This is a genomic window from Streptomyces sp. NPDC029956, assembly GCF_055574655.1.
On sequence record NZ_JBVHZJ010000014.1, the window covers coordinates 101,388 to 116,686 of the forward strand.

Sequence of the window (15,299 nt, forward strand, 5' to 3'; positions counted from 1 at the left end):
GGGAGGGGGAGGGAGGTCAGTGGTGTACGGGGATACGGGTGCCGGCGTCCGCGTCGGTGCTCGTGGCACCGACGGTCGCGGGCGCCCGGCGCTCCAGCGCGGCGGACCAGAGGGCGAGGCCGAGAGCGGCGGCGGCGAGGACGGCGCCGACCCAGTTCGGGGCGGTGTAGCCGAGGCCTGCGGCGATGACGAGGCCGCCGAGCCAGGCGGCGAGCGCGTTGCCGAGGTTGAAGGCGCCGATGTTGACGGCGGAGGCGAGGGTCGGTGCGCCGTGCGCCTGGTCGAGGACGCGCTTCTGCAGCGGCGGGACGGTGGCGAAGCCGAGCGCCCCGACGAGGAGGATCGCGATCGCGGCGAGGATCTTGTCGTGGGCGGCCACGGTGAAGAGGGCGAGGACGATCGCGAGCCCGCCGAGGGCGGTGTACAGCAGGGGCATCAGCGCGCGGTCGGCGTACCGGCCGCCGAGCAGGTTGCCGAGGAACATGCCGGTGCCGAAGAGGACGAGGAGCCAGGTGACGGCGCCGTCGGAGTAGCCGGCGACCTCGGTCATCATCGGCGCGATGTAGGTGATCGCGGCGAAGACACCGCCGAAGCCGAGCACGGTCATCGCCATGGCGAGCAGGACCTGCGGGTTGCGGAACGCCTTCAGCTCCCGGCGCAGGTGGGTGCCCTCCGGGCGGGGCATCGCGGGGACGAGCCTGGCGATGCCGAGCAGGCCGAGCACGCCGAGTGCGGCGACTACGGCGAAGGTGGTCCGCCAGCCGACGGCCTGCCCGACGAGGGTGCCGAGCGGCACACCGACGATGTTGGCCACGGTGAGGCCGGTGAACATGGTGGCGATGGCGCCGGCCTTCTTGTCCGGGGCGACGAGGTCGGCGGCGACGACGGATCCGATGCCGAAGAACGATCCGTGCGCGAGTGAGGCGATCACACGGCCGGTCACCATCAGTCCGAAGCTCGGGGCGATCGCGGAGAGTATGTTTCCGGCCACGAACAGTCCCATGAGCAGCATGAGCATGCGCTTACGGCTCACCTTGTTGCCGAGGACGGTCAGCAGCGGCGCGCCGACGACGACGCCGAGCGCGTAGCCGGTGACGAGCAGGCCGGCGGTGGGGATGGAGACGCCGTAGTCACCGGCGATCTCGGGCAGCAGCCCCATGACGACGAACTCGGTCGTGCCGATCCCGAATGCCCCGACTGCCAGGGCGAGGAGTGCGAGCGGCATGGCTCACCCCTTCCGTGATTGCTTGAGTAAGCTCTTTACGTGCTCACACAATAGTTGCACGCGCGCTATAAGTGCAATCGCGGCTAGTCGGTGCGCTCGGGATGACGGTGATCGCAAGGGCCGGGGTCGTGCCGGTGCGTCGACGCGCCGCCGCACCGGCGCCGTCAAGGCCCTGCAGGGGCCTGTCGCCGTGCGTCTCGGTGCTCGTCGCTGTGGGAACCGGCCTGTACGGGGCACTGTCGGAGGCCTCGGGCACACTGCGCCGTATGAACTCGGTGACCGCGCACGACTACGCCTGGATCCGCACCTCGCCGCTCTTCCGCCACGCCATGGAGAGTGGATACACCCTGACGCTGATACGCGGGCTGACACCACACGAGGTGTTGCAGGCGATAGGGGCGGAACCGCGCGGCACCGGGGAAGGGACGGCCGGGCTGATCGAGGCGGACGACGCCCACCGCGCCGAGGTGGACTTCGACTACTGGGACGAGTCCTACGTCGCCGGCGCCTTCAGCACCCCGGGCGAGAGCGGCGACTGGACCCTCGTCCTCGGTTTCGACGGTGGCCTGGGGATCGAGGGTGGGTGCGCGGAGACGCTGTCGAAGGGCGGCCGGGTCGTGGCGCACTCGAGCAACGGCGGCAAGCCCATCCACCTCTTCCACTGGTTCGAGGACGGTGAACTCCGTACGACGTTCGAGGGCCCCTCGGCGCGCGACGGCAACAGCCCCGACGAACTGGTTCCCCTGCTCCGGGAAGTCGGCTTCCCTCTGACTCCCGAGGGTGAGCACGACGAGGACGCCCCGGACGTCGACGGGAAGGCGGCGGTCCTCGCTCTGGCCGAGAGGCTGACCGGCGTGCGCGTCACCGAATCCCTCCTCCGGGGCGCCATGTACGAACTGGGTCTCGTTCCCGAACGGCCTGCCGAGGAGTGGACCGGCCTGGTCATCGACATCACCGATGCCCACGGGGAGCGTCTGTACAGGGAGTGGACCTACGAGGAGATCGCGGCGGCTTCGGACCGCGCACGGGCGGAGGCGAACGCGCCGGTCGTGATCACCTGCAACGAGCCGTCGGCCATGGACCGTGCGGAGCGCGAGACGGGTGAGTAGCGAACGGGGCGTTCCCGTCGGACGGCGTGTCGTGTGAAGTGGTGAAGCAGGGCGGAGATCTCCGCGACGACGTGGCGGAGCTTGCCCGGCACCTTGATGTCCGGGTCCCCCAGACCATCACCCGCGCCTACGACATCCGGTAGACCTCACGGTCCGGGCCGGGCGGGCCCTCCCCCAGGGGAGGCCCGCCCGGCCTTCTGGCGTACCCGGGGGTGGTCGCGTCCCTCCTCCTTGAGGAGGGCGCCGTCGAAGTCTCCCTGGACCGAGCGCAGCCGGGCGAGCAGCGCGGGCCTGCTACGGACGAGGCGACAACTCGGCGTCCCGGCGGAAAGTCCAAGCGCCGGGGTGATTCGTCCCTATGAGCGATGACCCACGGGCGAGCAGTCTGAGTGCCGCTCGGCCGCATGCCGTGCACCCGCACCGTCTCGCCCCACCCCACCCGGAACAGCCGGCCGCGCCGCCGCCCGTCAGTTCGTCGGCCGCCCCCGAGGACGCCGGACCGTCAAGGAGCCCTCCCCCTCGTGGCTCCTCCGATCAGGGAGAACCATGCGCACTCCTCGTAGCAGACTGGCCGCGGCGCTCGTCGCCGCCGCGCTGGTCGTCACCGGCGGCAGCACGCTGGCGACGCCCGCGGCGTCCGCAGCGTCCGCGGCGGACGCGGCACCCGGCGCCGCCGGCTACACCGTCACCGTCGGCGCCAAGGGCTCGTGGACCCACCCCGACGACACCCCCGCCGGCACGTACATCGACAAGGACGGCACCTTCTACTTCCAGCAGGCGCACGCCCTGTACGGCGCGAGCGACCCCCGCAAGTGGACCTTCTACACCGGGACGAACTTCGACACCGCCACCCGGTCCAGCGGCATCAGCGACGCGGTGAACCCGGCCAACCCCAACGACCGCAACAACGACACCACCTGGCGCTGCAACAACAGCCCGACAGGTGTGGAGTCCACCCAGGCGCCCTCCACCGGTTCGTACGCGCACCGCAACTACTGCGACCTCGCCGGTGTCTGGGTCGACCCCGACACCGGCGACTGGTACGGACTCGTGCACAACGAGTTCACCCCCCAGCCCTTCGGCGACGGCATTCACTACGACGGCATCGACTACGCCGTCTCCAAGGACCAGGGACGCACGTGGACCATCAAGGACCACGTCATCACCTCGCACTACAGCACCGAGCGCGGCGACACCGCTGCCTTCCCGCAGCAGACGTACCACTACGGCACCGGTGACCAGCGCCTGTTCGTCGACACGGCGTCCGGCTACTTCTACGCCTTCTACGGTTCCCGGATCGTGAACAAGGGCGGTGGCTGGGCCGCGTTCTACGGGCATGTCGCCCGAGCCCCGATCGCGTCGAAGATGGCGCCCGGCTCCTGGCAGAAGTGGTACGGCGGCGCCTGGTCGGAGCCCGGCGTCGGAGGCCGCGAGAGCACCATGGTCCCGGTCGGATCCGGCAGCACGACGGGCTACACCCCGCCGTCGAAGGAGTACGACCCCGCCAACAGCGGCACCGTGAGCCAGCAGGTGGCCGCCGGCCTGACACCCCCGACGTCCCCGCTGTTCGTCATGGACATCACGTACAACGCCCATCTCGGCCTGTACATCGGCCAGCCCCAGGCGGTCGACCAGAGCGGCAACGCCTCCCAGGAGATCTACGCCACCGACAACCTGGCCACCCAGAAGTGGTTCCGTCTCGGTGACACCGGTAGCTACAGGAACGCCTCCTGGTACCGCTGGTTCCTCGACAGCGGCAACAAGACCGCCTCCGGGATCGTCGGCAAGAACTTCCGCTCCTACTGCTCCTTCGGCTGCTCCAACGGCACCAGCAGCGAGTACGTCAACCTGACGATCGGCACCACGGAGCCCGCGGCCCCCGTCGACACGACCAGGGCCTACCGCATCTCCAGCGCCGGTGGCCGCGTCCTGGCCGAGGTCTCGGGCGGTTCGGCCACCACCTCCCTCGCCGCCGCCACCGGCTCCGGCCTCGAGTCGTGGATCTTCACCCCGAACGGGGACGGCTCGTACCGCATCGCCAACTCCGCCTCCGGCCGGCTCCTCGGCGTGAGCACCACCTCCACCACCACGCGAGCCTGGGGCACCAAGCCCACGGTCACCGCCGCCCCGGCCGGCGGCCCGACCGTCGGTCAGCAGTGGTTCGTGATCCGGGGCACCTCGCCCGCCGACGGAGCGGCCACCGGCACGTACAAGATCGTCAACCGTTACAGCGGCCTCGTCATCGGCCTCTCCGCCGACTCCGGGCGCCTCGCCGAGACCACACCCACCCGCAACTGGAGCAACACCACGGGCAACGCGGTCGGCGGCACCCGGACGGCGGGCGAGCAGGCCCTGACTCTGACCCCGACCGGCCAGGTGGCCGAGACGGTCACGGTCACCCACCCGGGCAACCGGACGACCACCCTGAACAAGCCCGTCTCCCTCCAGCTGGAAGCCGCCGACTCCGCGGGCAAACCCCTGACGTTCACCGCCACCGGCCTTCCCGCCGGGCTGGGGATCAGCGCCGGCGGACTGGTCACGGGCACGCCCACCGCGGCGGGCACGTCGACCGTCACCGTCACGGCGTCCTCCGGCAGCGCCACGGGCACGACCACGTTCACCTGGGCAGTCGCGGCCTCCCTCGACGGGGTCCACACCCTCACCGCCGCGGGCAAGGCACTCGACAACCCCGACCACAGCACCACCGCAGGCACCCGGCTCATCACGTGGGCGCCGACCGGCGGCCCCAACCAGAAGTGGAGCTTCACCCAGCAGGCCGACGGGAGCTACATACTCAAGAACAGCGAGTCCGGGCTGTGCGCCGACGTCGAGGGCGGCTCGACGAGCACCGGCGCGCGCGTCATCCAGTGGACCTGCACCCAGGGCGCCAACCAGCGCTGGAACATCGTCCGCCTGGCCGCCGGCACCTACACCGTCGCCTCCGCGGCGAGCGGGCTGCTGCTGACCACCGCCTCCACCGCCGACGGAGCCCTCGTCACCCAACAGCCCGACACCGGGACGTCGCTCCAGCAGTGGACCGTCAACTGACGATGCCGCCACGGCGGCGGTGATGACCGGCCTGCCGGGCCCTCGCGAGCAGCGAGGGGCCGGCAGGCCTTTCTCGGCTCTGCAGGCCGCCAGGCCTTTCGGCTGGCAAGGCCGTCTCGGGCCCGCCAGGCCTTCTCCGGCCCGGCGATCGGCCCAGCCGTCTACCGTTCGCCTGTGAGCAGCTCTTTTCAGACGATCGTCGACCTGGACGCGACAGCCGAGGACGCCGCCGCGCACGGGGAGCGGGTGACGGCATGGCTGGTGGGCGAGGGAGTCGTGAGGCTGCCGGACCACGTTCCCGGGCCGCGGTGGGAGAGGGCGACCGGGTTCCGGGAAGCGAGCGGGAGCGATGGGCTGACCGTGGTCACCGGGCGGACGGTGTTCTTCTCGCCGCAGCGGAGCGGGCCGCCGGTCTGTCCGCGCTGCGCGGTGGCATTCGGGGAAGAACACCTGGAGGTGTTCTCTCCGGCCATGGACGGATGGTGGAACACCGGCAGGGGCGACGTGCCCTGTCCGGCCTGCGGAGGGCTGGTGCCGCTGGCCGCGTGGGAGTGGACCGGAGGCGGGCTCGCCTTCGCGTACCTGGGGTTCGAGTTCTGGAACGGGCCGGCGTTGCTGCCGGATTTCGTCGCCGAGCTGGGCCGGGTGCTCGGGCACCGGACGCGGTTCGTGCGAGGACGGATCTAGGCCGGGGGCGGGCGGAGCGGCGGGGCGGCCTGGTGGGGCGGACGGGGGGGCGACACCCGCACGCGTTCACCCGTTCGGAGTAGTTGAACGATCGCTCCCGGAGCGGCGGCCGGACGATGACCCCATGAGCCAGAACACCGCACCCCGCCCGCCCAGCGCCGGCACGAGCGTCAGAGGGGCCGCAGGCGGAACCCTGTTCGCCGGTGTCCTCATGGTGGTCATCGGTATCCTCGACATCCTCCAGGGCATCGTCGCCGTCGCCAAGGACGACGTCTACGCCCGGGTCGGCGACTACGTCTTCGAGTTCAACCTGACGAGCTGGGGCTGGACCCACATCGTCCTCGGCATCCTCGTCGGCCTCGCCGGCACCGGAATCCTCATGGGCTCCGAGTGGGGACGGATGGGCGGCATCACGCTGGCCGTCCTGAACACCGTCGCCCAGTTCATGTTCCTGCCCTACCAGCCCTGGTGGGCGCTCTTCTCGATGGCCATCTCGATCATCGTGATCTGGGCACTGGCCACGGACCACACCTCCTTCCACAAGCACGGCACGGCCTGATCGACCGCCGGCCGGCGCCGTCTCCGTAGGCGCCGGTCACGAGGGCGTCCGTGCCCACTCGACGGCGGCCGACCGTGAGGCGAGCACGACCCCATGGGCACGGAGGGGCACTGCGGCCTCGCCCACGAGGCCCACGAGGTGTCCCCTGGCCGTGACGCGTTCCAGAACCGCGCGCAGGAGGGTCTCCGCAGCCGCGTCGACGGCCGTGACGTGCGCGAGGTCGACGACAGCGCGGCTGTGGCCGACCTCGGGCAGGCGCTCCGCGAGGGCGTAGGCCAGCCGTTCGGCGGCCGTGAAGTCGAGCTCTCCCCGCGCGGCGACCCAGGGGGACAGATCGCCAGGTGCCGTTCCGTTCCCCGGTCGGGACCACGCGGCCCCTCCCGGTCCGTCGCTCGGGCCGGTCTCGACGACCGGCGTGCCGGGCGCCGGGTTGTGCATCAGATGGAGCCCGAGTTCCTGCGACAGCACGGTCAGCGCCGCGACCGCGCGGACGGGGTTCCCGGCGCCGTCGAGCAGCGGGCTGTAGCAGCCCATGCCGGACCGGCCCGGGCTGACGGCCACCAAGCCCCCGGAGACGCCGCTCTTCGCCGGCAGCCCCACGCGGAGCAGCCAGTCGCCCGAACCGTCGTACATCCCGCAGGTCGCCATGACAGCCAGGACCTGGACGGTCACCGGCTCAGGGACCACCCGCGCACCGGTGACGGGATTGACCCCGCCGTTCGCGAGAGTCGCCGCCATCACCGCGAGGTCGACGGCATGGACCCGGATCGCGCACTGCCGGAAATAGACGTCGAGTGCTGCTGACGGGTCACCCGTGAGGGATCCCGCCGCACGCATCAGGTGCGCCAGGGCGATGTTCCGGTCGCCCGTGGCGGCTTCTGCGCGGTAGACCTCCTCGTCGACGTCCAGGGCCCGGCCTGCGAAGCCGCTGAGCGTCTCCAGGATCCGGGAGAATCGCTGCTCGGCGCCCGCGGCCGGCACCAGGGCCGTGGTCGCGATGGCCCCCGCGTTGATCATGGGGTTCGCCGGCCGGCCGGTCTTCGGATCCAGGCTGATCGCGTTGAACGGCTCACCGCTGGGCTCGGCACCCACACGGCGGAAGACCTCGGCCGCGCCGAGTTCGCTCAGCGCGAGCGCGAGGACGAACGGCTTGGACACCGACTGGATCGTGAAGAGCCTGTCCGCCTCTCCCGCCCGGTAGCGATGCCCGGACGCACTCGCCAGCGCGATGCCGAAGTCCGCGGGATCCGCCTGCGTCAGGGGCGGGATGTACGTGGCGAGGTGCCCGCTGTCCAGCTCCCGGAACTCACGCCACAGCTTCGCCAGCACGGCGTTCACCGCATCGACCACGACACCCTTCACCATGTGGCCATCCTCGTCCAGATGTCGATGACGCCCCACCGGAGGACGGCGTCGGGGACGCGGGAAGCGGGTGCGTGGCCGGCGAGCGGAGCGAGGCCCACAGGGGAGGGGCGTTGTCGCCGGTCACCGGGCAAGCCGGGCGTCGATGAGGGCCTTGAAGCCCTCGTAGGAGCCGGGGGTCCGGACCCGCACCCCGTCGACGAAGAAGGTCGGCGTCCCCTGAACGCCGAGGGCGAGTCCGTCCCGCTGGTCGGCCCTGACGCGTTCCAGAGTCGCCGGCGCCTTCACCGCGGCGTCGTACTTCGCCACGTCGAGGCCCAGGGTGACCGCGTACGTGCGGAAGAGGGCGGCCTTGGACTCCTTCGCCTCGCCCCACTCCTTCTGCGTGGCGAACAGCTTGCCGTACATCGCCTCGAACTCGCCCTGCCGGGCCGCCGCCTCGACCGCGAGGGCCGCGGTCGTGCTGTTGCGGTGGCCGGGCATGGGGAAGTAGCGGGCGATGAACGTCACGCGGTCCCCGTACTCGGCGCGCAGCCTCTCGACGGTGGGGTGGACGGCACCGCAGCCCTCACATTCGAAGTCGAGGAACTCGACGACGGTCAGTTCGCTGCGCCGGGGCGTGGTCAGGCGGTGGCTGTCCTCCCGGACGGGACGGGCGTCGGCGGCGGCCTCGACGGTCACGGACGCGGGGTCCGCGGGTGCGAAGAGCAGGAACGAGCCGAACGCGACGCCGAGGGCTGCCACGAGGACCGCGGCGGCCAGGAGGTTCTTCTTGAGCTTGGTCATGAGTCCTCACGAGTGGGGGTGGGGCCGGATGCCGGGCCGTCATGCCGCCCGGGGCCGTTGTCCTGGTGAGCAGCCGCGGGCCCCAGTGGCGCGCCAGGTCGGTCCACCAGCCGTCGCCGATGACGTCGACGGGGGCGGGTCGGGAATGCCGAGCCCGGCAGCGGCCCCGGGCTATGCCGCGAGGGCGTACCGAGGCAGCCGGAGGGACACGGCCCGGTCGAGGAGAGGGGCGTGGACGGTCTGCCCGCGCCGGCCACGAGGGGGCGCGCGGCCGGCCTGCAACCGGGCGATGAAGCGCGGGAGCGGCAGAGTGTCGTCCTGGGCGGGGTGGCGAGCCGGCCCGGGTCCGGAGCCGGGGACGCCGCAGCACAGCCAGACGAATCGCAGCAACGCGACCACCGCGGTGAGCGCCGGAGGCGTCTGCCACCGGAACCGCTCGAAGACCCTGAGGAGGCGGGCCGCCAGAACGAGAGTGATCACGTGCCCCGCCGCGAAGGCCTCCGGGGGCGCCCCGGCGGCGGTGCCGTGGCCGAGCGAGCCCACAAGGCCGTCGGGAGCGCCTGCGACGGCGCAGACACCCGGTACGGCGTAGGCGGCCTGATACACCACCTGCGCACCCACGAGTGCGGTCAGCAGCTGTGTGTCGGAGAGCCGGCGGCCCGACAGGACGACCGCCGCCGCACCCGCACCGCAGAGCGGCACGGAGAGCATCACCCACCGGGGGACATGCCCCTGCACCAGCAGGTGACCGGCCAACGGCAGGACCACGCAGACGGCGACGGCGATCGCCGTCCACAGTCCGCGCCGCGTCTCCGGGAGAGGCGATGCGCAACGGGTGCCGTGTGCGCGTGCCATGTGGTCCGTGCTTCCAGGTTCACTCGGTGGGCCCAGGCGCACGGGTGGCACCTGGCAGTTCGAGCAGGGTATCCCGCTCACCCTGATGCGCCTGAGGCGCATCCCGAACCCCACGGAACACGGTGGTCCCGTCCGCGGGCCGTTCGCGCCGAACGGGTCAGCCGCCGTCCGACGTCCACCCCCGCGAACGGCATGTCAGCCACCATGTCCAGGCCGGCGCGGCCGATGACCACACCGGTCTCGCGTGCTTCGAGAGCCCACCAGCCGAACCCTCGCTCGGCGAAGTCGGCCCGCATGGCGGACAGCGCGGCGTCCCTCTGCTCCCGCGTGAGCACGTCCCCCAGGTGTTCCCGGACTTCGCGACCGGCGTTCACGGCGGCCCACGGTGCGCGATCGGATTCCCTCCACGACCGGAGCACGAGACGTTCGGTACGCAGCTCTGGCATGGCGGTCGGCCAACCCGATCGCGAGCGGGGTGTCGAGAGAGCACGGGGCGCCCGCCGGAACAGGCGATCGCATGTGATCACTGCGTGATTACAATGCGCGCGCCGGAGTGGTTCGACGGCACAACACCCGTACGGCGAAAGGGATCAGGGCCGCGCTCGACCTCGAACCGCAGGCCCCCGCCCATCGATGACGTCCGGCGGTTCGCGGGGCTCGGCAGGGACGGACTGCCGCAGTCGCTCCTGGACCACCTGACGAGGCTGCCGTCCCCGGCCCGACCGACCCGCCCGCCGTCCCCGCCCCGCAGCGTCCCGCGTCCCCTCGTACCCACCGCCCGCTCCCCGACACGTTCTGGAGACATCCGACATGGCATCACCCCTGCGCGTCCTCATCCACGGCGGAGGCATCGGCGGTCTCACGCTCGCCACCGCCCTCGCCCGGCGCGGCCACACCGTGGAGGTCGCCGAGATCCGCGACGCACTGGACGCGCTCGGCGTCGGCATCATCCAGCCGACCAACGCCCTGTACGGCATGCGGGAGATCGGCGTCCTCGACGCGTGCCTGGAAGCAGGGTTCGAGTGGGAGTTCCTGACGATCGCCGACCCCGCGGGGAACGTCCTCGCCCGTATCCCGCAGCCGCGCATGGGCGACGTGCCGGCCGCCAACGGCATACCGCGGCCCGCACTCGCCGGGGTCCTCGGCGACGCCGCCGTCGCCGCCGGCGCGAAGGTCCGGTTCGGTGTGACGATCACCGAACTCGACGACGACGGCACGGGCGTCGACGTGACGCTCTCCGACGGTTCCACCGGACGCCGGGACCTCGTGGTCGGTTTCGACGGGATCGGTTCCCCGCTCCGTACCCGGCTCTACGGCGACCGGTACGCGCCCGCGTACACCGGTTTCGCCAACTGGCGGGTCACCCTGCCCCGCCCCGCCGACGTCCGGGGCGTGGTGATGGCCACGGCGGGCAGGGAGGCGAAGGCCCTGCTCACCCCCATCACGGACGAACTGATGTATCTGGGGGCCGTGTTCCCCGAGGCCGAGGACTTCCGCCCCGACCCGGAGCACGCGCACGAGGAGCTGGCGAAGCGCCTCGCCATGTTCTCCGGCCCCGTCGCCGAGGCGCTCGCCGCCGTCACCGACCCCTCGGCCGTGGTGTACTCCCGCATCTCCCAGGTGAGTGTCGAGGAGCCCTGGCACGTGGGCCGGGTGGCCCTGGCCGGTGACGCGGCCCACGCCTCCACCCCGCACCTCGCCCAGGGCGCGGCCATGGCCGTCGAGGACGCCCTCGTCCTCGCCGAGTCCCTGGACACGGCGGCCTCGGTGCCGGCGGCCCTGGCGGCCTGGGAGGCCCGACGCAGGCCGCGGGCCATGTGGGTGCAGGCCATGTCGCGCGCGGTCCTCAAGCAGGAGATGGGCGCGGAGACGACCACCGAGGAGGACGCCCTCCTGGAGGTCGGCATCCCGGGCGCCGCCCACGTCCTGGCGAAGCCCTATTAGGTCCTGCCGCCACACTCCCGCCTGCCCCGGCGACGCCGGGGGACGTCTCCAGGACACGCTCCAAGGGCGTTGTCAGTGGCCGGGGATAGGTTCGTTCCTGTTCCGCCGCAACGGCGGGAACATCCCCTTTGACGTGCATGGGAGAAGTGCGTTGCCGGTCTGGGAGCTGTCGAGTACGGCGCGGGTGGTACAGCCCGCGCGACCGCGGAAACTCGCCAAGGTGCCGTTCGTCGAACTGGCCGACGGACGGTTGCAGGGAGTCGTGTCCAGCGGGTCCGACGCAGGACGCGTGTACGTGTCCTCGATCGCGACCGGGACGTACGCGTTCGCCTGCAGCACGAACAACAACCGCCCCTGCGGCGGCGCTCGGGGCAGCTTCTGCAACCACATCCGGGCGCTCGTCGGCGAGGCCGTCCTCCAGTACGGGGCCGAGCGCGTCGCCCGCTACCTGAAGGCCGACACGGGCGACGCGCCGGGCATCCGGCCCGACGCGCACAGGCTCGTCGCGCTGATGACCGCCACGCGGCCCGCGCAGGGCGACACCTCGGCGGCGGCGCCGGTGTTCAGCCGCTTCCTGCGGCACCTCGCCTACCTGGAACTGGAGCCGGCCACCGCGCCGCTGCCCGAGATGCAGTGGTTCCCGCCGACGAGGACGGTCGCCTGATGCGTACGGACCTGTTCACCGACCCCGTCGACGGGCTCGACGAGGCACTGTCCGCCGTCGACGCGTTCGACCGGGCACTCGTCTCCGGACTGCTCCGCCCCCAGCCCGACCAGGCCGCCGGCCTGGCGGCACTCGCCACCGCCGTCGCCGGATCGCCGCTGGCCGCGCCGGTCGCCGAGGCGGCCGACAAGGCCGCCGCCGGGGCCGCGGGCGAGGACCACCTCGTGGCGCTCGCCGCCGCACGCACCGCCCTCATGGGATCCGTCCACGACGCCCTGACCGAGCGCGTCGCGGACATCACCGGCCGGCCGCGCGCCGAACGCAACACCGCCGACGCCACGGCGGACGAACCCGGGGCCAACGTGCTCGCCGCCGCACGCGCCTGGCTGTGCGACCTCGCCCGGGCGGGATGGCAGGGCATCGACCACGAACTCGTCGCCGGCGCCGCGCCCGTCGTCTCCGCGATGCTGCCGGACCTGCGGCTGCGCCGCCAGGCCACCCTGCTGGACGGCTTCGCCGCCGAACTCGCGGCCTCCTGCCCCGGGGCCACCCTGGACCGCATCCCGGTCCGCCGCTGGGCGGACCTGTGGACGCGCGCCCTGCTCCTGACCCTGCCGGGCGCCGCCCGGACCCCGGCCCTGTCCACCGTGACCGGCCGCCTCCTGCCCCTCGGCGTGGACGTGCAGGAACACGCGACAGCCGTACAGGCCCAGGTGCACGCCGTGTTCGAACCCGCTGACGGCACGGAGCCGCGGCTGGTCCGGGCGGCCGTGTCCGCGCCCAAGCCGGACACGGTCGTGGGCGCGGGCCTCTGGCAGCTGCTGCGGCCGCGGATGTCGCTGCTCGCCGCCGCGGGGGAGTGCCGCGCCATGGAGCTCGACGGCATGCCGGTCACGGACGAGGGCGACCTCGTCTGGGACGACGAGCGGGCGCGTACGGGAGAGCCCGCCGACCCGTTCGGCACGGCCCGGGTCGTCCTCTCGACCGCCGCCGACCCGGTGACCGCGCCGCTGGACCGCCACCCGGCGCGGATCGCCGTCCCCGTCCTCCTGGAGGGCTACACGGTGGAGGACGAGAACGAGAACGAGAACGAGAACGAGAACGAGAACGAGAACGAGAAGCAGAACGAGGGCGAGGGCGACGGCCGGCTGACGTTCGCGCTCGCCGGGCACCGGCTGGCCGTCGACACCGACCGCATCCCGGCCGCCGGTCCGCTCACCCCGGAGGCGGTGGCCGCGTCGGGCGCGTGCCTGGGGCTGCTCCGCTGGGACGCGGGGGAGTTCGTCCTCCAGCCACTGGCCGTCGAGACCACCGTCCGGAAGAAGACCGTCGTCGTGCACGCGGGCGCGTGGGCCGGAGGCACCGCCGACAAGACGGGCGCCCGGGCGGAGAAGGCGGCCACGGACTCCGTCGCCGTGCTGCGCGAACGAGCCGGGAAGCTGCTGCGCGCATGACCGACGCCGACGCCGCCGCCACGGGCCTCCAGCCGACCGACGTTCAGCCGGCCGACCACGGGTCCTCCGACCTCCCGTCGGCCGACCACGGGTCCTCCGACCTCCCGTCGGCCGACCATGGGTCCTCCGACCTCCCGTCGGCCGACCTGTCGACCGGGACTTCCCCGGTCGCCGCTCCCTCTGTCAGCCCTTCCCCTGACGGCCCTGCCCCTGCCGTCCCCTCCCTGGTCACGGCCTCCCCGACCGCCGCCGTCCCGGACCCGGACGACAACCGTCGGCAGGTCCTCTACTGGCGGCTCCTCGCCCGGCTCTTCGACCCCGAGGAGCAGGCCGCCCTGGAAGCGGCGAGCGTCGCCGTCGTCGAGGACATCGGCCTGCCGGCCGCGTTGCTCGACCCGGGCGCGTCCGTCGACTCCGTCGTCCAGCGTCATCCCGAACTGGCCGACGAGTTCGACGGGTTGATGACACCTGAGGCCGACCCGAACGGCGTCCGCGACCGGGCGGCAGAGGTCCGGCGTGCCGCACTCGCGTCGAAACTGCTGCTCAACGTCTTCTCCACCGGCTCGGGAACGGTCTCCGCCGGGCAGCTGGCCCGCTGGCAGTCGGACGCCGGCTGGCTGGAGCGTTCGCTCGGCTGCCGGCCCGGCGGGCTGCGTGGCGGCCGGGGCGCCGGGGCCGTCGTCGACGGCGGTGGCGCGGGGCTCGAACTCGGCACCGTCGAGGCCGACCTCGTCCGCCGGATGCACCTGCGCGAAGTGCTGGCCGATCCCGCACTCGCCGCCCGGCTCACTCCCAGCATGTCCCTGATCGAACAGCTCCTGCGCGACAAGGGAAACCTGTCGGGCATCGCGCTCGCCAACGCCAAGTCCCTCATCCGGCGATACGTCGACGAGGTCGCCCAGGTGCTCCGCACCCAGGTGGAGAAGGCCACCGCCGGGGAGCTGGACCGTTCGGTCCCGCCCAAGCGGGTCTTCCGCAACCTCGACCTCGACCGCACCATCTGGAAGAACCTCACCAACTGGAGCCCGGAGGAGGAGCGGCTCTACGTCGACCGCCTCTACTACCGGCACACCGTTCGCCGGACCACACCGCAGCGGCTCATCGTCGTCGTCGACCAGTCCGGCTCCATGGTCGACTCGATGGTCAACTGCACCATCCTCGCCTCGATCTTCGCCGGGCTGCCGAAGGTGGACGTCCACCTCATCGCGTACGACACCCGCGCGATCGACCTCACCCCCTGGGTGCACGACCCGTTCGACGTGCTCCTGCGCACCAACCTCGGCGGCGGAAACGACGGGCCCGTCGCGATGGCCATGGCCAGGCCGAAGATCGCCGAGCCGAAGAACACCGTCATGGTGTGGATCTCCGACTTCTACGAGTTCGACCGCTCACAGCCCCTGTTCGAGGGCATCGAGGCGGTCCACCGGTCCGGAGTGCGGTTCATCCCCGTCGGCTCGGTGACCAGCTCGGGACGGCAAGAGGTCAACCCCTGGTTCCGGGAGCGGTTCAAGGCGCTCGGCACCCCGGTGGTCTCCGGCCACATCAACAAGCTCGTGCACGAACTCAAGACCTTCCTCACCTGAGACCGCCCAGAAAGGCCCCTCGC

General features: G+C 72.1%; 13 protein-coding genes. 8 read left to right on the forward strand and 5 right to left on the reverse strand.

Annotated features, from left to right (window positions below; all coding sequences use genetic code 11):
- Positions 1–16 precede the first annotated feature (16 nt).
- Positions 17–1,225 carry an MFS transporter gene (locus ACZ4XX_RS14155; RefSeq protein ID WP_468508206.1) on the reverse strand — a complete coding sequence of 403 codons (1,209 nt, stop codon included), beginning with the start codon at positions 1,223–1,225 and terminating at the stop codon, positions 17–19.
- Positions 1,226–1,491: 266 nt separating this feature from the next.
- Here ACZ4XX_RS14155 and ACZ4XX_RS14160 point away from each other — a divergent pair, with 266 nt between their 5' ends.
- The 4 genes from ACZ4XX_RS14160 to ACZ4XX_RS14175 all read left to right on the forward strand — a co-directional run bounded on the left by ACZ4XX_RS14160 (position 1,492) and on the right by ACZ4XX_RS14175 (position 6,628).
- Positions 1,492–2,334, forward strand: coding sequence for a DUF6461 domain-containing protein (locus ACZ4XX_RS14160; RefSeq protein ID WP_468508207.1), 843 nt, complete (start codon positions 1,492–1,494; stop codon positions 2,332–2,334).
- Positions 2,335–2,880: 546 nt separating this feature from the next.
- On the forward strand, positions 2,881–5,382 hold the full coding sequence (locus tag ACZ4XX_RS14165) for an RICIN domain-containing protein (protein ID WP_468508208.1): 2,502 nt from the start codon (positions 2,881–2,883) through the stop codon (positions 5,380–5,382).
- Between the two features lie 174 nt (positions 5,383–5,556).
- Positions 5,557–6,069 carry a hypothetical protein gene (locus tag ACZ4XX_RS14170; RefSeq protein WP_468508209.1) on the forward strand — a complete coding sequence of 171 codons (513 nt, stop codon included), beginning with the start codon at positions 5,557–5,559 and terminating at the stop codon, positions 6,067–6,069.
- A gap of 124 nt (positions 6,070–6,193) precedes the next feature.
- A complete protein-coding gene (locus tag ACZ4XX_RS14175; protein WP_468508210.1) occupies positions 6,194–6,628 on the forward strand; it encodes a DUF7144 family membrane protein in 435 nt (144 codons plus the stop codon).
- Positions 6,629–6,664: 36 nt separating this feature from the next.
- Here the strand turns inward: ACZ4XX_RS14175 and glsA are convergent, their stop codons facing one another.
- The 4 genes from glsA to ACZ4XX_RS14195 form a co-directional block, all read right to left on the reverse strand.
- Positions 6,665–7,993 (reverse strand): glutaminase A, encoded by a 1,329-nt coding sequence (gene glsA / locus ACZ4XX_RS14180; RefSeq protein ID WP_468508211.1) that lies wholly within the window; start codon positions 7,991–7,993, stop codon positions 6,665–6,667.
- A 120-nt stretch (positions 7,994–8,113) separates the two neighbouring features.
- Entirely contained in the window at positions 8,114–8,776 is a 663-nt protein-coding gene (locus tag ACZ4XX_RS14185) for a DsbA family protein (RefSeq protein WP_468508212.1), read from the reverse strand.
- Between the two features lie 171 nt (positions 8,777–8,947).
- On the reverse strand, positions 8,948–9,631 hold the full coding sequence (locus ACZ4XX_RS14190; protein WP_468508213.1) for a hypothetical protein: 684 nt from the start codon (positions 9,629–9,631) through the stop codon (positions 8,948–8,950).
- A gap of 77 nt (positions 9,632–9,708) precedes the next feature.
- The gene (locus ACZ4XX_RS14195) at positions 9,709–10,077 is read right to left on the reverse strand and encodes a GNAT family N-acetyltransferase (protein WP_468508214.1); all 369 of its coding nucleotides are present in this window, start codon (positions 10,075–10,077) and stop codon (positions 9,709–9,711) included.
- A gap of 364 nt (positions 10,078–10,441) precedes the next feature.
- Between ACZ4XX_RS14195 and ACZ4XX_RS14200 the strand changes: the two genes are divergently transcribed.
- The 4 genes from ACZ4XX_RS14200 (at position 10,442) to ACZ4XX_RS14215 (ending at position 15,276) form a co-directional block, all read left to right on the forward strand.
- Positions 10,442–11,575, forward strand: a complete 1,134-nt coding sequence (locus tag ACZ4XX_RS14200; RefSeq protein ID WP_468508215.1) for an FAD-dependent monooxygenase — start codon at positions 10,442–10,444, stop codon at positions 11,573–11,575.
- 151 nt (positions 11,576–11,726) lie between these two features.
- Entirely contained in the window at positions 11,727–12,239 is a 513-nt protein-coding gene (locus ACZ4XX_RS14205; RefSeq protein WP_468508216.1) for a hypothetical protein, read from the forward strand.
- On the forward strand, positions 12,239–13,693 hold the full coding sequence (locus ACZ4XX_RS14210) for a hypothetical protein (RefSeq protein WP_468508217.1): 1,455 nt from the start codon (positions 12,239–12,241) through the stop codon (positions 13,691–13,693). The genes ACZ4XX_RS14205 and ACZ4XX_RS14210 overlap by 1 nt, the downstream gene beginning before the upstream one ends.
- Positions 13,690–15,276 carry a VWA domain-containing protein gene (locus tag ACZ4XX_RS14215; protein WP_468508218.1) on the forward strand — a complete coding sequence of 529 codons (1,587 nt, stop codon included), beginning with the start codon at positions 13,690–13,692 and terminating at the stop codon, positions 15,274–15,276. Before ACZ4XX_RS14210 ends, ACZ4XX_RS14215 begins: the two co-directional genes overlap by 4 nt.
- Positions 15,277–15,299: the final 23 nt, after the last annotated feature.